Below are 16,612 nucleotides of genomic sequence, written 5' to 3'. Positions count from 1 at the left end.
CTATTTTATTTAATACTATTATAACATATATTTTCAATTCTTTATATTAAATTAATTTATCAAATCATAGAATATGATAAGTTAATAATTTTTTACAATACCTTAAACTAAAGTTTACTAAATACTTACTTCAAATCAAATAAAGTTTCTTAATATAAAGACGTAAGTAATCTATATTTTACATATTAGGGGGCTTTTTTAATAATGAGTTTCATCAATAAATTTGGAAAAACCACAGTAGCAACTTCAATTCTAGCTGCTTCAGTATTAGGTACAACACATGTGTCATTCGCATCTGGTGCTGGACAAGGTGCTCAAGGTCAACAAGGTCAAGATGGCGATTACATGGCCATCGGTAACACTAAAAATCCTAAAAATGTGATTTTCATGGTTGGAGATGGTATGGGTCCTTCTTATAATTCAGCTTACCGTTATTATGCAGATAATCCTAATACCAAAGAATTAGATCAAACTGCTTTTGATAAATATTTAAAAGGGACTAACCGTACTAACCCTAATGATCCTAAAGAAAATGTAACTGACTCAGCTGCAGGTGGTACAGCTTTCGCTACAGGTCATAAAACATATAATGGTTCAATCTCTGTAGATAATGATAAAAAACCTTTAAAATCAGTATTAGAATATGCTAAAGAACAAGGTAAATCAACTGGTTTAGTGACAACAGCAGAAGTCACTGATGCAACCCCAGCTGTGTATGCGGCACATGTAGATGATCGTGATAAAAAAGATGAAATTGCACAACAATTTTATAATGATAAAATTAATGGCCAACATAAAGTAGACGTTATCTTAGGTGGGGGCTCTAAATACTTCGGTAAAGAAAATGGTAATTTAACTGAGAAATTCCAAAAAGATGGTTACGACTATGTAACCAATAAAACTGACTTAGCTAACTCTAAAAATGATCAAGTATTAGGATTATTCGCTGAAAAAAATATGCCTTTACAAATTGATGCACCACAACAAAATCCACTATTAGCAGATATGGAAGATAGCGCATTATCTAAATTAGAAAAAAATGATAAAGGATTCTTCTTAATGGTTGAAGGTGCTTCAATTGATAAATCAGGACACCCTAACGATATCACTGGCGTTATGTCAGAAATGAGCGGTTTCGATAAAGCATTCCAAAACGCTATCGACTATGCAAAAAATCATAAAGATACATTAGTTGTCGCAACTGCTGACCACTCAACTGGTGGTTTATCCATAGCTAAAGGCAAAGATTATGTATGGAATCCAGACGCTATTCATAAAATGAAACATTCTGGCAGTTACATGACTGAACAAATTGCTAAAGGTAAAGACCCTGAAACAGTGATCAATGAAGGTTATGGTGTCGACTTCCCTAAAAAACAATTAGATAAAGTTAAAGATGCAGCGAAAGAACTAAAAGACATTAAAGATAAAGCTAAAAATGAAGATGATCCAAAAATTGCAGAAGCAACAACAACATTACAAGACGCCATCCAAAAACCAATTAATGACGAATCTCATACTGGTTGGACAACATATGGTCATACTGGTGAAGACGTAAATACTTACGCATATGGCCCAGGTGCTGATAAATTCCGTGGTAACATTGATAACACAGATAGTGCGAAAAATATCTTCGACTTCTTTGGTCAAGATGTCACGTCTAACCAAAATCAACAATAGTATTGAGCTCATAGATAAGACGTTCTCTATAATTAAAGAGCGTCTTGTTTTATGGTCAGAAAAAAAGCACTTTAGCAAGTAAAACTGCTAAAGTGCTTTTATTACATCATTATTTAATTTTTTATTTTATCTCATTTAGGCTATCTTTATTGGAATAGAGCCTAATACTAGTATATCAAGGTCTCTTTTGATATCTTTTTCAATTATGTTTTTTTACTTAATAATATTTTTAACTATAAATGATTCAATTTAATTATAATTAATTCTTTCGTACATCAACATATTAAGACAAAAAACCAAGATATTTCAATATTAGAAATATCTCGGTTAATATGATTAATATTCGATATTTGGCATTTCGTTTACTTTGTTTTGATATTTTTTGAAAGCAATATAGCCTACAAAACCAATAATAGTTGTAACTAAAAGTTTTTTCATTATTGTCACTCCTTTTAAATTTAGCGTACATTAGATTTGTTTCATGAAAAACAAGTCTAGACTAAATATATTATACACTCATTTGGTATTATTTTTAAAGTCAATCGAACGAATTGCATTATATTTATGTCATTTTAGAGAATGTATTGACAATAATATTTAGTTTTTCATCACAAATAAACAAATATATATCGCAACAAACTCTAAGAAAGTAAGAAGATAAATATATTTTAAATTCAACTTTTCTTTAAGTGGTATTTCCCAATGTGGATACTGACGTTCATAATATACATTTTGAGTAAAAAATAATCCTAAACCAAATGGAATATAAGTAATGATGTTTTTATACTTTGACTCTAACTCTATTTTATTAAGAAAATGTCTCATCAGCACTTGCAATATAATGACAATGACTAAGAGGAGGAGTATGTGAATCATTTTATTAATCGTACTCCTTTCACAAATAATATCACAATGGTTTGTAATAATACCACAAGCATAATAAAAATAACACTTTTTAAATCGATGGCATCAAAAACGTGATACGTAATGGTTAACGAGTGTGTAAATAAATAAATCGTATGAAATCTCAAAACACGTTCTACAAATATTCCTATTCCATTTAGAAACTTTAAAACTGGTACTCGGTCATACATTAAAAATAAAATGTTCTAAAGTTATAAATATAAAGATTATACAATATATTGCAAAGAAAACATCTGCAAGTAAATATGTAAATACTGCCCCTTCAATTAAATCAGTAACGATATAAAATATATCCTTGCAATATAATATGTTGCCACATTCTACACTATTTCTTTCTATAAATAAAATAAGGTTAGGAAAAGAGAATACTAACACGTGATATCTTAACATTCTACTTTACTCTAACCTCTTTTATATTAAATCATATACTTTCGAATTGCATTCTTTATAACTGTTGTAAAGGAAGACATGGCTAGCGCTCAATTGTTTTCATTTTTTATGTACTTTTAACAAATAACCGTTATGCGTGAAAAATATTTATTGACAGTCTAGTGTTACTTTTAATTGAACCCCTTAACATTTTATAATGTAATCTACCATATTATTTGGTTTTATTACAATCAAACATTCTATCGTACGGTGTACATTAAATGCAAGTATATTTAATTCTTTTGAAATAAGTTAAATTAACTTTTCATTTTTATTGATCATAGACAATATATTTTCTCCTTAAAATTGTATAGAAACAGCTGAACTGTCGATGTACATCAGTTCAGCTTCTTTTTTAAGATTCTTTTTCATCTTTTAAATGTTTAATATCTTGAAACCCTTCTCGATAATTCGATAATTCTTCCATAATCGCATACCAATCTTTTCCAACTTTTTGGAACGTTTGTTGCATTAATTCATCTTGTGCTTTGTTTAATTTTTCTACTAGTTTACTTCCTTTAGGCGTAGGAAATAATTGCTTTACTCTTCGATCTTCTTCAGATTGTTGTTCAATAATTAATGCTTCTTCTTTTAACTTTTTCAATGTTGCGTGAGACCCTTGCTTTGATATTTCTAACGTGTTTAGTAACTGCTTAATCGTAATACCAGGCAATTTATTGATAAAAAATAAAAAGCGATGATGTTGTCGACTCATACCATATTTTTCGATAATTTCATCTGCAGTCGTCACAAACGTTTTATAAGCGAAATAAAATAGCATGTGCTCATAATCATTTTTATTTCGATCCATATTCACTCGTTCCTTTTCAAAATCATTATTAATTATTATAGTAAATTTTCTAATTACTTTCATTAAAAGGTCAATAAGGTTGACTTTATTTACAACCAGTCTTATTCTATATATGTAAACAAAAGCAATACAAAGGTGGAATTGAATATGAAACGACGCGTAGGACAATATTTAATGGACGCAGTACATGAAGCAAGAGTTAATAAAATATTTGGCGTTCCAGGAGATTTTAACCTAGCATTTTTAGATGACATCGTCAGTCATGAAGGCGTTGAATGGGTTGGAACAACGAATGAACTAAATGGTGCTTATACAGCTGATGGTTACGCACGAATGAATGGACTAGGCGTACTCGTAACAACATTTGGCGTTGGCGAATTAAGTGCTGTTAATGGTATTGCAGGCGCTTATGCAGAACGTGTTCCGGTCATTGCTATCACAGGCGCACCAACAAGAGCTGTTGAAAAGGCAGGCAAATATGTGCATCACTCTTTAGGTGAAGGACACTTTGATAGTTATCGACACATGTTTGAACCTATTACTACTGCACAAGCCTATATTACAACTGAAAATGCAACAACTGAAATTCCTAGAGTAATCAATGCTGCAATTCAAGAACGTCGACCTGTACACATTCACTTACCAATCGATGTAGCAGTGTCAGATATTGAAGTTGAACAACCATTCAAAGTTGAAAAAACACCTCAACAAGATGTATCTCAATATGTAGATATGGTGGCTGATAAATTACGTTCAGCTCAACAACCATTAATTATTGCAGGTCATGAAATCAATAGTTTTCATCTACATGATGAATTAGAACAATTTGTCAATAAAACGAATATTCCAGTTGTTCAATTATCGTTAGGTAAAGGGGCATTCAATGAAGAAAACCCACACTATATGGGTATTTATGATGGAGAAATTGCTAAAGATGACATTAAAGACTATGTCAATCATAGCGATGCTATTTTAAATATTGGTGCCAAATTAACTGACTCAGCCACTGCAGGCTTTTCATATCAATTTGATATTAACGACGTGGTCATGATGAATCATCGTCTATTCAAATTAAACGATACGATTGATACAGAAATTGCATTGCCTGAATTCTTAGAAGCATTAAGTACGATAGATTATACAAATAAGCATTCATTCCCCTCTTATCAACAACCAAAATCAGGTGACTATGAATTAACTGATGATACGTTAACTCAAGATATTTACTTTAAAATGATGCAGGACTTTATTAGTGGCAATGATGTATTAATCGCAGAACAGGGATCATCCTTCTTTGGAGCTTACAGTTTAGCTTTACCTAAAAACATGTCATTTATCGGTCAACCTTTATGGGGTTCAATTGGTTACACATTACCAGCTACATTAGGTTCTCAAATAGCTAATCCACACCGTCGTAATATCTTATTAATTGGTGATGGGTCATTCCAATTGACTGTTCAAGAATTATCAACAATGATTCGCCAAGATATTAAACCTGTGATTTTCTTAATTAATAATGATGGTTATACTGTTGAACGTCTCATTCATGGTATGGAAGAGCCATATAACGATATCAACATGTGGGATTACAAAGCATTACCCAAAGTATTTGGTGGAGATACTGTACAAGTACATGACGTTAAATCTTCAAAAGATTTAAAAGAAACGTTTGATGATATTAATACCCATCCAAATCACATGCACTTCACTGAAGTCACAATGAAATGGGATGACGCACCTCAAACACTACGTGATATCTCTAAATCATTTGCTAATCAAAACAAATAATGGATATTGGGAGAACATTTAAATAAATCAATTAAGAGCGACTATATATGTCATTAATACATATTTAGTCGCTCTTTTTTATAAACTTTTTTCATTTAAAAATTTATTATCGATAACATCTTTTGTAATATCCTGTAAATGTTTGATATTCCATTCACTTTTTGAATCATACTGTAATCCATGTTTCTCTGCTAATTGTGATGTGTAATCATCAAGGTTATAAATTTTAAAATGTTGTCGTGTTTGTTTATTGGTAGGACGTGCTTGTTCGTAATGATTGACCATGCTTGTCCATTTAACATTTTCTAAATGTACACCTTTAGGTTCTTTTACTACATCGAAGTTTATCCTTCCTAACAATTGATTATTTTCATCTCCACCATATTGTCCATTTAAAAAATTACCTAAAGAATAAGCTACCAAGGTTTTATGGTGATGATCTTTTGCTTTAACCCACTTTACTGGTTGAATCACATGTGGATGCGTGCCAATGACGACATCTACACCCTCATTTGCAAATAATTGAGCGTACTTCTTCTGTGTTTTATTTGGTGTATGGTGATTTTCATTTCCCCAATGTGCCGACACCATGACGACGTCGCTTTGTTGTTTTGCTTTTCGTATATCATGTTTAATAGTAGCTTCATCAAACGTTTTTACTGTATATGGATAGTTTGAGACCATATCATTTGTTCCGTATGTATAACTTAATACACTGATTTTCACGCCATTTTTAGAAATGGTATGTACACGATTCGCCTCTTTTTTCGAATTGTATATTCCTGTAAACAATACGTTATGATCAAATTTTTCCCAAGTCTGTATATGATTTGTGATCCCTTGATCTCCTTGATCTAAGGAGTGATTATTTGCGCCATTAATCACATCGAACCCTGTTGCAACAATGTCACTTGCTACCTGACTAGGTGTGTTGAACCGTTTAAATCCTGAAAATGGAATATCATCCCCACCAAGTGGAGACTCCTGATTGACAAAAGCTAAGTCAGGCTTAGCTATGTCCTTCTTTATATTAGAATACATTGGTTTAAAATTAAATGTGCCATCAGAATATTGTGCATCATGATATACGACAGGATGAATTAAATTATCTCCCACTGCTACTACCGATATTTTTTCACTATTATTTTCAACAAGAGCCATACCGCATATCAGTGAAAATACTAGAAAAATAACAACCGAAGTTATGTAATATTTGTACACTAAACTTACGCTCCTCTTTGGGTTGAAGTGATATTTTTTGCGTTTATAAAATACTTTTTAATAAATAATTTTTATGTTATATCTTTACAAAAAGTGCCAACTTGTTAGATGAGTTGTTTAAGTACTATTTCCAAACCAACTAATTAATTACATTAAAAACGTAAAATCATACTTAGATTATATAAGTAAAGAAGTTCATTTCTATACATTAATTAAAAAAGAAATCATCGATATCTTCCAAATCTTCAACTATTTCATTTTCTTTGACATTCATCGTAGAAGCATAAATGGCTGTATTGGTCAATCTTTCATTGGCGCTTATTTTCATGTCAAATGCCTTTAATGTTATCTCATTTAACTTCAAATATTCTCTTCTGATTCTTTTCAGAATAATAGTATATTCTTCATCTATTTTATTCAACAATTCTTCAAATTTAGCTTTCAATTCTTCTTGAGAATATTCATCTTTCTTAAATATACCTTTCAAAGAATCTATAAATCCTTTGAAGTCATCAATCATATACATAGTTGTTGCAACAGTCATTCCTGTTAAAATACCACCTACAGTTGCACCAATTAACTCTGCAAAAATTGAAAAAGGTGTAGTTCTTAAGTAGGTAATTAAACTTTCTGTCATAATTCCACCTAAAGCTCCAATTACAGTAGCAGTAAAAACTTTGACTGCTTCTTTATACTTTGTTTCATCATTTTCAGCCGTTAGTAATAACTTAACTGATTTAACTACCCCATTAAATGTCTCACCGATTAATTTCGCTAATCGTTTATAAGTTGTTTTGAATGTATTTATAATAACTGTTAATATATTGCCTAGAAAACCACTAATAAATCCTGTACTAAATCCTACAAAATAAGATTTTGCTCTATTAAATACTTTATCTTTTATTCTACTGAAGCATAATGTTAATTCTTGCCATTTAACTTTATTTTTATGAAAATTTTTAAAATTATTAAAGTAATACTTCATCTCTTTAAAAAATTCATTTTGCAAATCATAAAGTAGCATTCCTAGCATTTCTTTCATGCCCACTTGAATACCTTGTTTAGTACTCCCTTTAAAAGTTTCTTTAGTATAATACTTTCTTCTGGCAATCTTTGCTTTCTCATTAATTGTTTTTACAGCCGTTTGATGTAGTTTATTCATATCGTTAATATCTAAATTGAAATATTCAGCATTAGTTTTATTAGGATTTTTTTTACTTTTACTATTTGCCCAAACTAATAAGTCATGCTCACCTTTGGATTGGTTAGCAGGTCCTTTAGTAAAGGCTAAGTTATTAGGGTTTAATGCTAATAATTGTTTTTCTTCTTTAGACATAAACAATGTCAAATCTGTTCTATAATGTATTGATTTAGCTGAGACGATGTGATCTATGTGTAATTCTTTGGCATTTTCATAACTATTAGCGGAATTATATCTATCAAATAACTTACCATCTTCATTAAAAGAATCATTTAAAAAATTAGATATTTGTTCTTTATAATTTTCACTTGTCTTATACCTAGAATGGCTTTTTTGACTATTAGTTCTATTTTCATTTTTTATTTTTATAGTATTTGCTATTGGGTTATGTTTTTCTTTAATTTTCAAATTTGTTTGATTTCTTAAACTATTTAAACCCATAACTTCTAAAATTTTATTTCCTTTTTCATCGTAGCTATATATATTATTGGAATAATCACTACGATTGTATTGTTTTAAATCATCAAATTTTTCTTTTACTTTTTTATTGGTATATATACCTTTTTCGGCATTATGTACAGTAGTTACATTACCGCCATCTTTGTAAATATTTAATATTTTATCTAATCCAAAATTTTGAATGACTTGATTAATGGCTATTTCTTTATATTCTTCTAGTAGTTTATTTGTAGATTCATTAACATTTTTAATTTTAAATAGACTGTCTTCTGTTAAATAGTTTAGGTCTAAAAATTTTTCAAAACTAATCGCTTCTTCCATAATTATTCCGCCTTACCTATGGCTCTATTTAATAATTCAGTAGCACCTTTTGCTTGATTTATTAAACTACCTAAGTCTTTAATTAAATCTGTATCGCCCGCTTCTTTAATCAGTTTATAATCGGCTTTATATTTATTAGTTCTATTTAATACATCATCATAGAATGGGTCGATTAACATATTCGTAGTTTCTGTTAAATCTGTAGTTTCAATAATTTCTTCACTTGTACCTTTTAACATTTTAATTTGAGCTTGAACTTCTACTTCTTTTGTTCTTGCTTCGTTAGCTACTTTTTTATTTTTTGAATTTCTAAGCAAGCCAGCTGTAGCTATACTAACTCCTCCAATTGTCCATCCTATTGGACCCGATAGAGCTAACAATGCTGATCCTGCAGCAGTTCCCCCTCCACCAGCTGCTAAAGCGCCTCCACCTAGCCATGCTAGAGCAGCATTAGTTGCAGCAGCACCACTTAAAGTAGAAATTGCTGTACCAGTAGACGCTGTACCAAAAGTTGTAGCAATAGCCATAGCTGCTGAAGGTCCAAAAGCTGCTACACCTACACCAGCCGCTATACCACTTCCAGCTCCTCCAACTGTCTTTTTCCTTGAAGCTTCTACTTCTTCATTAATTTCTTGAACAAAGCCTTCAAATTTTTTAAATTCAATCTTTAATTTTTCAACTTCCACCTTTATTTCTTCAGGTTTATTTCGCATATTATTCAAAAACTGCCAAACTTTTTTTATATTATCTTTTAAAATTAATCTTTCAGCATATAATTTCTCTGATTGAGTTACCATATTAGCTTTTTCTTCTTCAAATTTTTCTAAGGCTTTTTCTAAACTTTTAACTGCTTCAACTCTGTTTTTTTTATTTAACATAATTTTTCTTCCTTTTTAATTTATTTACTCATCAAATCTGATATCGTCTTTTTGCTTTCTATAAAATCTTTTATATAGATAAATCCCAACTCCAATTAGTAAGAAAATTACTAAATATTTAAAAATAGCTACTATTATAAAAAAGAAAATAATCATCATAATTGCTATTATTATTGCTAAATATAAATTGTATTTTTTTGAATTTTTGAATTTTTTAAATACAATTATCCCTAAAGCAATTATAAATAAAAATATAAATACTCTCATATTCTTCCTCTCTCCATAACTTTTTACTTTACCCCATTAATTCTTTTAATTTATCCCATCGTGGGTCTTGTTTTTCTTTTTTGTATGTTTCGTTTTGGTGTTTCATTTTTAGTTGTTTGCTATCAACTAATTTTTTTGATTGGATTTTTTCATTAAAGCTTTTACTATAGTTATCTAGAATGTTTGTCCAATTAACAAAGGTAAAGTCTTCGTCAATGAAATCTTCTACTTCAACCTTAAACTTGCGATCATTTGTTTTAAATCTATGTATATCTTTGTGTAAGGCGTAAAGTAAACTTGTAAATTCGCCTTTGTTTTTTTCTAAAATACCAACTTCTTTTAGTCCAAATTCACTCAACGTATGATTAATACTCGCTTGGTCTAAGCTATCAAAGCTATCAAATTGAATGATTTTCACATTTCCTTTTGCTTTTAACTCCGAGAACTTGTTTGCAATCTCTGAAAATTCTTGTTTGTTTTTCTGCCAATTCATAATTTCTCTTTCTACTACATCTGAAAATTGCAAATATCCATAATACTCAATAATCCGTTTATAGTACCCTGATAAGATTAGATACACCCATATATCTGTATCTACAATTGGTGGTGTAATAACGTTATGTTTCATTATTAAGCACCTCAATTCTCTGAATCATTTCATTAATTTTAGCGCCAGTTGTTAACCCATCATTATAATTCTTTTCTAGAATTATCATAATATTTTGTGAAATTTGTATATCATTTGTCGGCTCTAAAATGTCAGTTTCTAAGTTATTTTCTGTGTAAATTGCATATAACTGTTCAGAATGGTCCTTTCGAGATAATGCTTTGAGTTGTTGATATTTTTCGTAAGGTATCGGATTCAATTGCATAGCACGAATCATCACTGCATTAAAACTCATCTGATAGTAGACACTCATTCGTGCAAGTACTTCAGGTCTCATAATGTCTTTTTCTTTATCCATCCATTTTTCAATTTCTGAATTAGGTAGAAGCACAATACCTGCAAATATTTCTGCTTCACGTTCTACTAATGACTCGGGATCAAACTCGCTAATTCCATTTTGATGCCCCATATAATGATGATAGACTTCATGCCACAAGGAAAAATTCTGACGTCCTTTACTATGACTTGTATTCACAAAGATAAATGGATATTTATCTTTCTTCATATAAAAACCTGATAAATTATTTGGCGCTTGTGCTTTAACAATGTAATAACCCATGTTAGACAATAATTCTACGCTATCTTTAATCGGATATTGAATGTTATAGTTTGAGATAAATTGCTTTGCAATTGGAAGAATACGTTCAATCGTTTCTTTATATACCTCAGTCATGAGTATCACTTCCAATCTTCAGTTGATATGTAAGTAGTTGAAAAATTTGATCTAGTTGTTGTACTTTATTGTTGATTTCTTCCGTATTCTCTAAGGCGCGAAATGAAATGCTATCTAATTCCTCTTGAGGTAATGATGCTAAGAGTTGCTTAGGAGTAGTGTGAAGTATCTTAGCTGCGAGTTGATAATCTTTTGCAATCCAAATTAGTGTCGGCTGTAAAAGTCGTTGGAGTCTTGTGATGTCATAACAATATTGTTTAGCATATTCATCTATATTTAAATGGCTCGCATCAATTGTAGATTGAATACGTTTACTGATTTCTATTTGCGTATATTTTGGTATCAAATTCATTTCCTTCTTTCACATGATTGATACATTTTTATTATAAAATTTTTATAAATATTTTGCTATACCTTTTAATTTAAAAATATAGTTATTTATACAGTTATTTATTCACTTTTTTAAATATTTTCGTTTTTTATTTTCAATGTATCTTTCATTTTGATACAAATAAATATTTACTTGTTCTTCTAGCGTTCTAAATATATTCGGTTTCAATAATGATTTCACCGCTTTTCTTCTTGCTACTCGATCTAATTTAATCATAATGTAGCCACCTCTTTGTATGTTTTATCTTATTGTACACTTAGAGATGGTCAATTTTTGTCTACCTATAATTCTCTATTATCTTCTCAACTTCATTGATATGTTTTTGTTTTAAATCTGTAGGAGACAATACTTTAACACGTGCTCCCTGAGATAAGAACCACATTAATATCCCATCTCCTATCACTTCTATTTCTACAGTAAAACGATTATTAATATAATCTTTTTTAATCAACTTTGCAGTCGGAAAACGATCTAATACCGATTCAATAATGCCTCCATTAAATTCGAATACAACTTTCTTCCATTCACCGCCATACATAAAATAAATCCGTTTTTTCAACTCTCCTTCTCTTATATATGGAGAATGCGGCACCTTAAATTTATCATCCGTAACCTTAAATTTGTCATCCGTAACTTTAAACTCTTGTATTCGATCTACTCTAAAAATAATAACTTGCTCTTTCTTATTGATACCTACAAGGTAAAAATAGAGTTCTGAATAAGTAATATACATAGGTTTAATTTTATGTATTCTACCGCGATTCATCGCATTAAAATATTCAAATTCAATGATTTTCTCTTGTTGAATCAATTCATTTAATTTCCATAACTTGTGAAACAATGGTTCTCCATGATTCATAGGCACATAATTTATCATTTCAGACTTAATCGCCTTTTCAATAATTTTATAATTTTCATCAGAAACCTGTTGTTTGAGTCTAGTAATAACATACTGAATTTCTTTTTTAGATAAACCACGAGAAGCAATAAGAATTTTTAAGATGGCAAGAAGCTGCTCTTTATCAAAGGATACATTATCATCCCGTATCAATTCATATTTTTTGTCTACTTGATTCATAACAATTTTTTTATTTTTATCTTTAAAAAATGTATTAAGATCAGCAATATAGCGTTGAACGGTGCGTTCTGATTTATTTTCAAGTATATCCTTGATTTCTAGTTTCGTTAGACGTTGACCTGCCATGAACTTTAAATATAGGTCAAGTACATCTGTTGATTTAGTCATTGATACCCCTCTTTTACATAGTCGTTTCTTTCATTAAACAATATTTTAATTAAAAATGTAAGTTGCAATTAAATGATGCGACAAAAATTGTCGTAATGTCTCGATATACTATGCTTAAGTATTTTAAATTTCTAAGAAAGTTGGGACAAAAAATTATGAATTTACAAAATCAATCTAAACATCCTCATGCATTTACAAATGTATCGCAAAATGAAAAAACGATGGGCATGTTAATGTGGTTACTGTCTTTAGTTACTGGGTTTATTGCAGCACTTGTCATCTGGATTATGAAGAAAGATGAATCTGAATATTTAAATCAACAAGGAAAAAATTATTTAAATTATGCGATTAGTTATACAATTTATGGCATTGCAAGTTTAGTTTTAACTGTAGTGTTAATTGGTTACTTAACTTTATTCGTTGTAGGTATTGCTGGTTTTGTCTATACTATTTTAGCTATTCTTGCAATGAATAAAGGCGAAGATTTTGTTGTTCCATTTACGATTGAAATCATTAAATAAAACGAAACATCCCTTTGTGACGTATCATCACAAAGGGATATTTTTTATTTCTCTACTAACCATTCAATTGTACGTTCAATTGCTTTGTCCCAAAAAGCATAATCATGTTCCCCAGGTCCTTCTTCATATTTATAATTGATACCTTTTTCATCTAAATATTTCATAAATCGTTGATTATCATCATATAAGAAATCTTCTGTGCCACATTGAATAAAGAGTTCTGGAAGTGTTGCGTCTTTATCAACCGCTTCATCCACTAAGTGATAGGTATCTAACTCTGTACCTTTAACTTTTAAAGCTTCACCGGCAATGGCTTTGGGATCAAAGTCATTCCACTCAATATGGAGTAATGATTGTACATCACATACCGCTGACAATGGCGCTGCTTTAGAAAATAAATGGCTTTGAGTTAAAGCGAATTTTATTGTTCCGTAACCACCCATTGAATGACCTGCAATAAAATTATTTTCTCTTTTTTTAGATACTGGTAACACTTGATGTGCATAATTGTAAATTTCTAATATATAGTCATAGTAGCTATGACCAAAAGCCATATTCGCATAGCCACTGTGATCTGCATTCGGCATAATCACTGCTAACTGATGTGCTTCTGCATAACGTTCAATACTCGTTAGTCGCATATACGATGTCGCATCACTTGATAGACCATGGAGCAGTAATAACATTTTTAATGGTTTTACAGGTTCATGTTGTTTAAAAAAGCTATCGTCTTCTGGAACGATGGCTGTAAACGATTGATTCATCCCAATCGTAGGTGATTTATAATTAATAGTCATAAATGCCATATTGTTTCGTCCTTCCAATTTATAAGTATGATATCTATTTTACACTTTTTGTAGACTAATGGAATGTTTTTTAATATAAAAAGACGCTAGCCAAATGACTAACGTTTTTGATTATAACTTGTTTCACGTGAAAACATTATATATCTTCTCTAAATAAAGGTTGACTCATACATCTTGGACCTCCACGACCACGTACTAATTCACTACCTTTAATTTCAATCACTTTAATACCTTTATCACGTAATAATTGATTAGAGACATAGTTTCTATCGTATGTCACCACAACGCCTGGACGAATACATAATGTATTAGACCCATCGTTCCACTGTTCTCTAGCACCGTCTATGACATCTCCATTACCAGTAGGTATAAATTCTACGTTATCTACACCTAATGCATTGGCTAACGTTTCTCGTAGCTGTCTAGAGTGTGTGATTTTAATATCATCTTTCATTTCATCTTGCTCAATTGTAAAGATATTCATGTGATTCTCTTCTTTAAAAATAGCTGCATGCACTGTAAATTTGTCATAATCAATCATTGTAAATACAGTATCTAGATGCATAAATGTACGACTATTAGGTATTTCAATCGCAAGTACTTTTTTAAATGTAGTGTATTCGTCTTTAAATATATTTCTTGCTAGCCGCTCAATGGCTTCAGCTGATGTACGTTCTGAAATACCGATAGCTAATACTTCTTTAGAAAGCACAAGCTCGTCTCCGCCTTCAATGTTAAACGGTGAAGTACGATCAAGCCACACCGGTATATCTGCATCTTTAAAACGAGGGTGATATTTTAAAATATACGTCATAAAAATAGATTCACGACGTCTTGCGCGCCAATACATACGATTGATCGACATACCTCTACCAATACTTGCTTGAGGATCCCGTGTAAAATATAAATTGGGCATCGGATCTAAATAGAATGGATAACGATCATCTAAATATTCCACTAGATGCGTTGTTTCAAGTTGAATGTCCTCTTTACGTATCCCAGACATCATTGTTTCAATTAATGCTTGATTTGATAATGTTGAAAAATATGTTTTAATTTCTTTCTCATGACCTAAAATTGTTTTTTGAGATTCTGATAAAATATCATCAATCAATTGCTGTCTTACATCTTCATTTTCAATCGCTTCAGCAGCAAGTTGTTCTAGATAAACGACTTCTACCCCTTCACTTCTAAGTGTTTCTGCAAATTGATCATGCTCTTCTTGTGCCACTTTTAAATATGGAATGTCGTCAAACAACAATCCACTTAAATGATCAGGTACTAAATTTTCTAACTCTTTACCTGGTCGTTTTAATAGCACTGTTTTTAATGTACCGATTTCATTATTAACTTGAATTGGCCCCTTTGTCATTTGTATTCCTCCTTCAAGTAAATGGTATATTTATTGTAATTATCATGAAGCAGTGGTTCATAATATACATTTCATGTATATAATTCTATCGTAGCACTAAATGTTAATTTCCAATAATAAAACCTTTTAATTATCGATCAGAAGACGATTTTAAAATTTTAACTTGAAATACCTTTATATAATCATTTAATATTTATTCGCCTATGTGTATAAAAAATGATTGAAGCGAATACGTTCACTTCAATCACCCATTTAATTCATTGCTTTTTGTACTGTACTATAGCCTAATACGACGCGGTCTACTTTACCTTTATTAACATCAAACCAAACTGTCATACCATTTTGTTTAGGTTGATAGTAATAAATACCTGTTGTGTTGTTGTTACCATTATCAATTTTTTGTAGCTCTTTACTATATACTTTTTTTAGTTGTGTTAATGAAAGTTGACCTTTGACTTCCATATCTAATAACGAGGCAGTTTTACCATCTTTAGATACATTTCTGAAGTATTGATCATATTTCAATACCGATTTATTAGATGTTGTCGATTTAATTTTAATGCCATTAAATTTAACATTTTCAGCTTTAATCGCATTTTTAAAATTTTTATCTAATACGAATGAAGCATTTTGACCCGCATAACCATTATAGTTGTAATATGATGACGTTGCTGCGTGTGCAGTCGGCTGTTGAACAAGTGCACCTGTGACGCTAGCACCTAATAGTGTACTAAACGCTATTGTTGTAGCTACACATACTTTTGTTGTCTTTTTCATATGCGTCTTCCTCTTTCTCTTTAAACTACTCATATCATACTTCATTACTCATATCTATACAATCATTATAGCAATTGGTTATCTATTTAAATATTTTTTTATAAAATTGTGTTATACTATAAATAGGAGTAATAGTTCTATTTACTCCTTCATAAAAAGTTATACTACGTCATAACATTA

Annotated in this window: 19 protein-coding genes; 3 read left to right on the top strand and 16 right to left on the bottom strand. The window is 30.5% G+C overall.

What is annotated here, in order from left to right; all coding sequences use genetic code 11:
• The first annotated feature begins 204 nt into the window (after positions 1-204).
• The gene (locus tag NSU06_RS01345; RefSeq protein ID WP_049382138.1) at positions 205-1,680 is read left to right on the top strand and encodes an alkaline phosphatase; all 1,476 of its coding nucleotides are present in this window, start codon (positions 205-207) and stop codon (positions 1,678-1,680) included.
• Between the two features lie 336 nt (positions 1,681-2,016).
• On the opposite strand, the gene NSU06_RS01340 is transcribed toward NSU06_RS01345, so the two are convergent.
• The 4 genes from NSU06_RS01340 to NSU06_RS01325 all read right to left on the bottom strand — a co-directional run bounded on the left by NSU06_RS01340 (position 2,017) and on the right by NSU06_RS01325 (position 3,844).
• The gene (locus tag NSU06_RS01340) at positions 2,017-2,118 is read right to left on the bottom strand and encodes an SE2200 family small protein (RefSeq protein WP_017175470.1); all 102 of its coding nucleotides are present in this window, start codon (positions 2,116-2,118) and stop codon (positions 2,017-2,019) included.
• A gap of 159 nt (positions 2,119-2,277) precedes the next feature.
• Complete coding sequence (locus NSU06_RS01335; RefSeq protein WP_017175471.1) at positions 2,278-2,556, bottom strand: hypothetical protein; 279 nt, start codon at positions 2,554-2,556, stop codon at positions 2,278-2,280.
• A complete protein-coding gene (locus NSU06_RS01330) occupies positions 2,553-2,774 on the bottom strand; it encodes a DUF1361 domain-containing protein (RefSeq protein WP_239682458.1) in 222 nt (73 codons plus the stop codon). The genes NSU06_RS01335 and NSU06_RS01330 overlap by 4 nt, the downstream gene beginning before the upstream one ends.
• Before the next feature lie 614 nt (positions 2,775-3,388).
• A complete protein-coding gene (locus NSU06_RS01325) occupies positions 3,389-3,844 on the bottom strand; it encodes a MarR family winged helix-turn-helix transcriptional regulator (protein ID WP_017175474.1) in 456 nt (151 codons plus the stop codon).
• 147 nt (positions 3,845-3,991) lie between these two features.
• Here NSU06_RS01325 and NSU06_RS01320 point away from each other — a divergent pair, with 147 nt between their 5' ends.
• A complete protein-coding gene (locus NSU06_RS01320) occupies positions 3,992-5,632 on the top strand; it encodes an alpha-keto acid decarboxylase family protein (RefSeq protein ID WP_340779149.1) in 1,641 nt (546 codons plus the stop codon).
• Between the two features lie 78 nt (positions 5,633-5,710).
• Here the strand turns inward: NSU06_RS01320 and NSU06_RS01315 are convergent, their stop codons facing one another.
• From NSU06_RS01315 to NSU06_RS01275, 9 genes are all read right to left on the bottom strand, one after another.
• On the bottom strand, positions 5,711-6,853 hold the full coding sequence (locus NSU06_RS01315; protein WP_445684196.1) for a CapA family protein: 1,143 nt from the start codon (positions 6,851-6,853) through the stop codon (positions 5,711-5,713).
• Between the two features lie 208 nt (positions 6,854-7,061).
• Positions 7,062-8,834, bottom strand: coding sequence for a hypothetical protein (locus NSU06_RS01310; protein ID WP_340779147.1), 1,773 nt, complete (start codon positions 8,832-8,834; stop codon positions 7,062-7,064).
• Positions 8,835-8,836: 2 nt separating this feature from the next.
• Positions 8,837-9,712, bottom strand: a complete 876-nt coding sequence (locus tag NSU06_RS01305; protein ID WP_053092400.1) for a hypothetical protein — start codon at positions 9,710-9,712, stop codon at positions 8,837-8,839.
• Positions 9,713-9,736: 24 nt separating this feature from the next.
• Positions 9,737-9,979 carry a hypothetical protein gene (locus NSU06_RS01300; protein ID WP_242554082.1) on the bottom strand — a complete coding sequence of 81 codons (243 nt, stop codon included), beginning with the start codon at positions 9,977-9,979 and terminating at the stop codon, positions 9,737-9,739.
• A 28-nt stretch (positions 9,980-10,007) separates the two neighbouring features.
• The gene (locus tag NSU06_RS01295; protein ID WP_242228223.1) at positions 10,008-10,607 is read right to left on the bottom strand and encodes a hypothetical protein; all 600 of its coding nucleotides are present in this window, start codon (positions 10,605-10,607) and stop codon (positions 10,008-10,010) included.
• Positions 10,597-11,319, bottom strand: coding sequence for an ImmA/IrrE family metallo-endopeptidase (locus NSU06_RS01290; protein ID WP_340779140.1), 723 nt, complete (start codon positions 11,317-11,319; stop codon positions 10,597-10,599). The genes NSU06_RS01295 and NSU06_RS01290 overlap by 11 nt, the downstream gene beginning before the upstream one ends.
• Positions 11,312-11,671, bottom strand: coding sequence for a hypothetical protein (locus tag NSU06_RS01285; protein WP_049382144.1), 360 nt, complete (start codon positions 11,669-11,671; stop codon positions 11,312-11,314). The genes NSU06_RS01290 and NSU06_RS01285 overlap by 8 nt, the downstream gene beginning before the upstream one ends.
• 102 nt (positions 11,672-11,773) lie before the next feature.
• Positions 11,774-11,926 (bottom strand): hypothetical protein, encoded by a 153-nt coding sequence (locus tag NSU06_RS01280; RefSeq protein WP_161800525.1) that lies wholly within the window; start codon positions 11,924-11,926, stop codon positions 11,774-11,776.
• 61 nt (positions 11,927-11,987) lie between these two features.
• The gene (locus tag NSU06_RS01275) at positions 11,988-12,956 is read right to left on the bottom strand and encodes a helix-turn-helix transcriptional regulator (protein ID WP_340779135.1); all 969 of its coding nucleotides are present in this window, start codon (positions 12,954-12,956) and stop codon (positions 11,988-11,990) included.
• Between the two features lie 155 nt (positions 12,957-13,111).
• On the opposite strand from NSU06_RS01275, the gene NSU06_RS01270 reads away from it, so the two are divergent.
• A complete protein-coding gene (locus tag NSU06_RS01270; protein WP_077700702.1) occupies positions 13,112-13,477 on the top strand; it encodes a DUF4870 domain-containing protein in 366 nt (121 codons plus the stop codon).
• A 44-nt stretch (positions 13,478-13,521) separates the two neighbouring features.
• Here NSU06_RS01270 and NSU06_RS01265 read toward each other — a convergent pair whose 3' ends face one another.
• The 3 genes from NSU06_RS01265 to isaB form a co-directional block, all read right to left on the bottom strand.
• The gene (locus NSU06_RS01265; RefSeq protein ID WP_340779132.1) at positions 13,522-14,283 is read right to left on the bottom strand and encodes an alpha/beta hydrolase; all 762 of its coding nucleotides are present in this window, start codon (positions 14,281-14,283) and stop codon (positions 13,522-13,524) included.
• A gap of 136 nt (positions 14,284-14,419) precedes the next feature.
• Positions 14,420-15,655: an arginine deiminase gene (arcA, locus tag NSU06_RS01260; protein ID WP_019834625.1), complete on the bottom strand. Its 1,236-nt coding sequence runs from the start codon at positions 15,653-15,655 to the stop codon at positions 14,420-14,422.
• A 252-nt stretch (positions 15,656-15,907) separates the two neighbouring features.
• Positions 15,908-16,432: an immunodominant staphylococcal antigen IsaB family protein gene (isaB, locus tag NSU06_RS01255; RefSeq protein ID WP_019834626.1), complete on the bottom strand. Its 525-nt coding sequence runs from the start codon at positions 16,430-16,432 to the stop codon at positions 15,908-15,910.
• Positions 16,433-16,612 lie beyond the last annotated feature (180 nt).

The organism is Staphylococcus sp. FSL W8-1270 (assembly GCF_038007165.1).
Lineage (GTDB): Bacteria > Bacillota > Bacilli > Staphylococcales > Staphylococcaceae > Staphylococcus > Staphylococcus hominis.
This window is presented reverse-complemented; position numbering and strand designations above follow the sequence as displayed.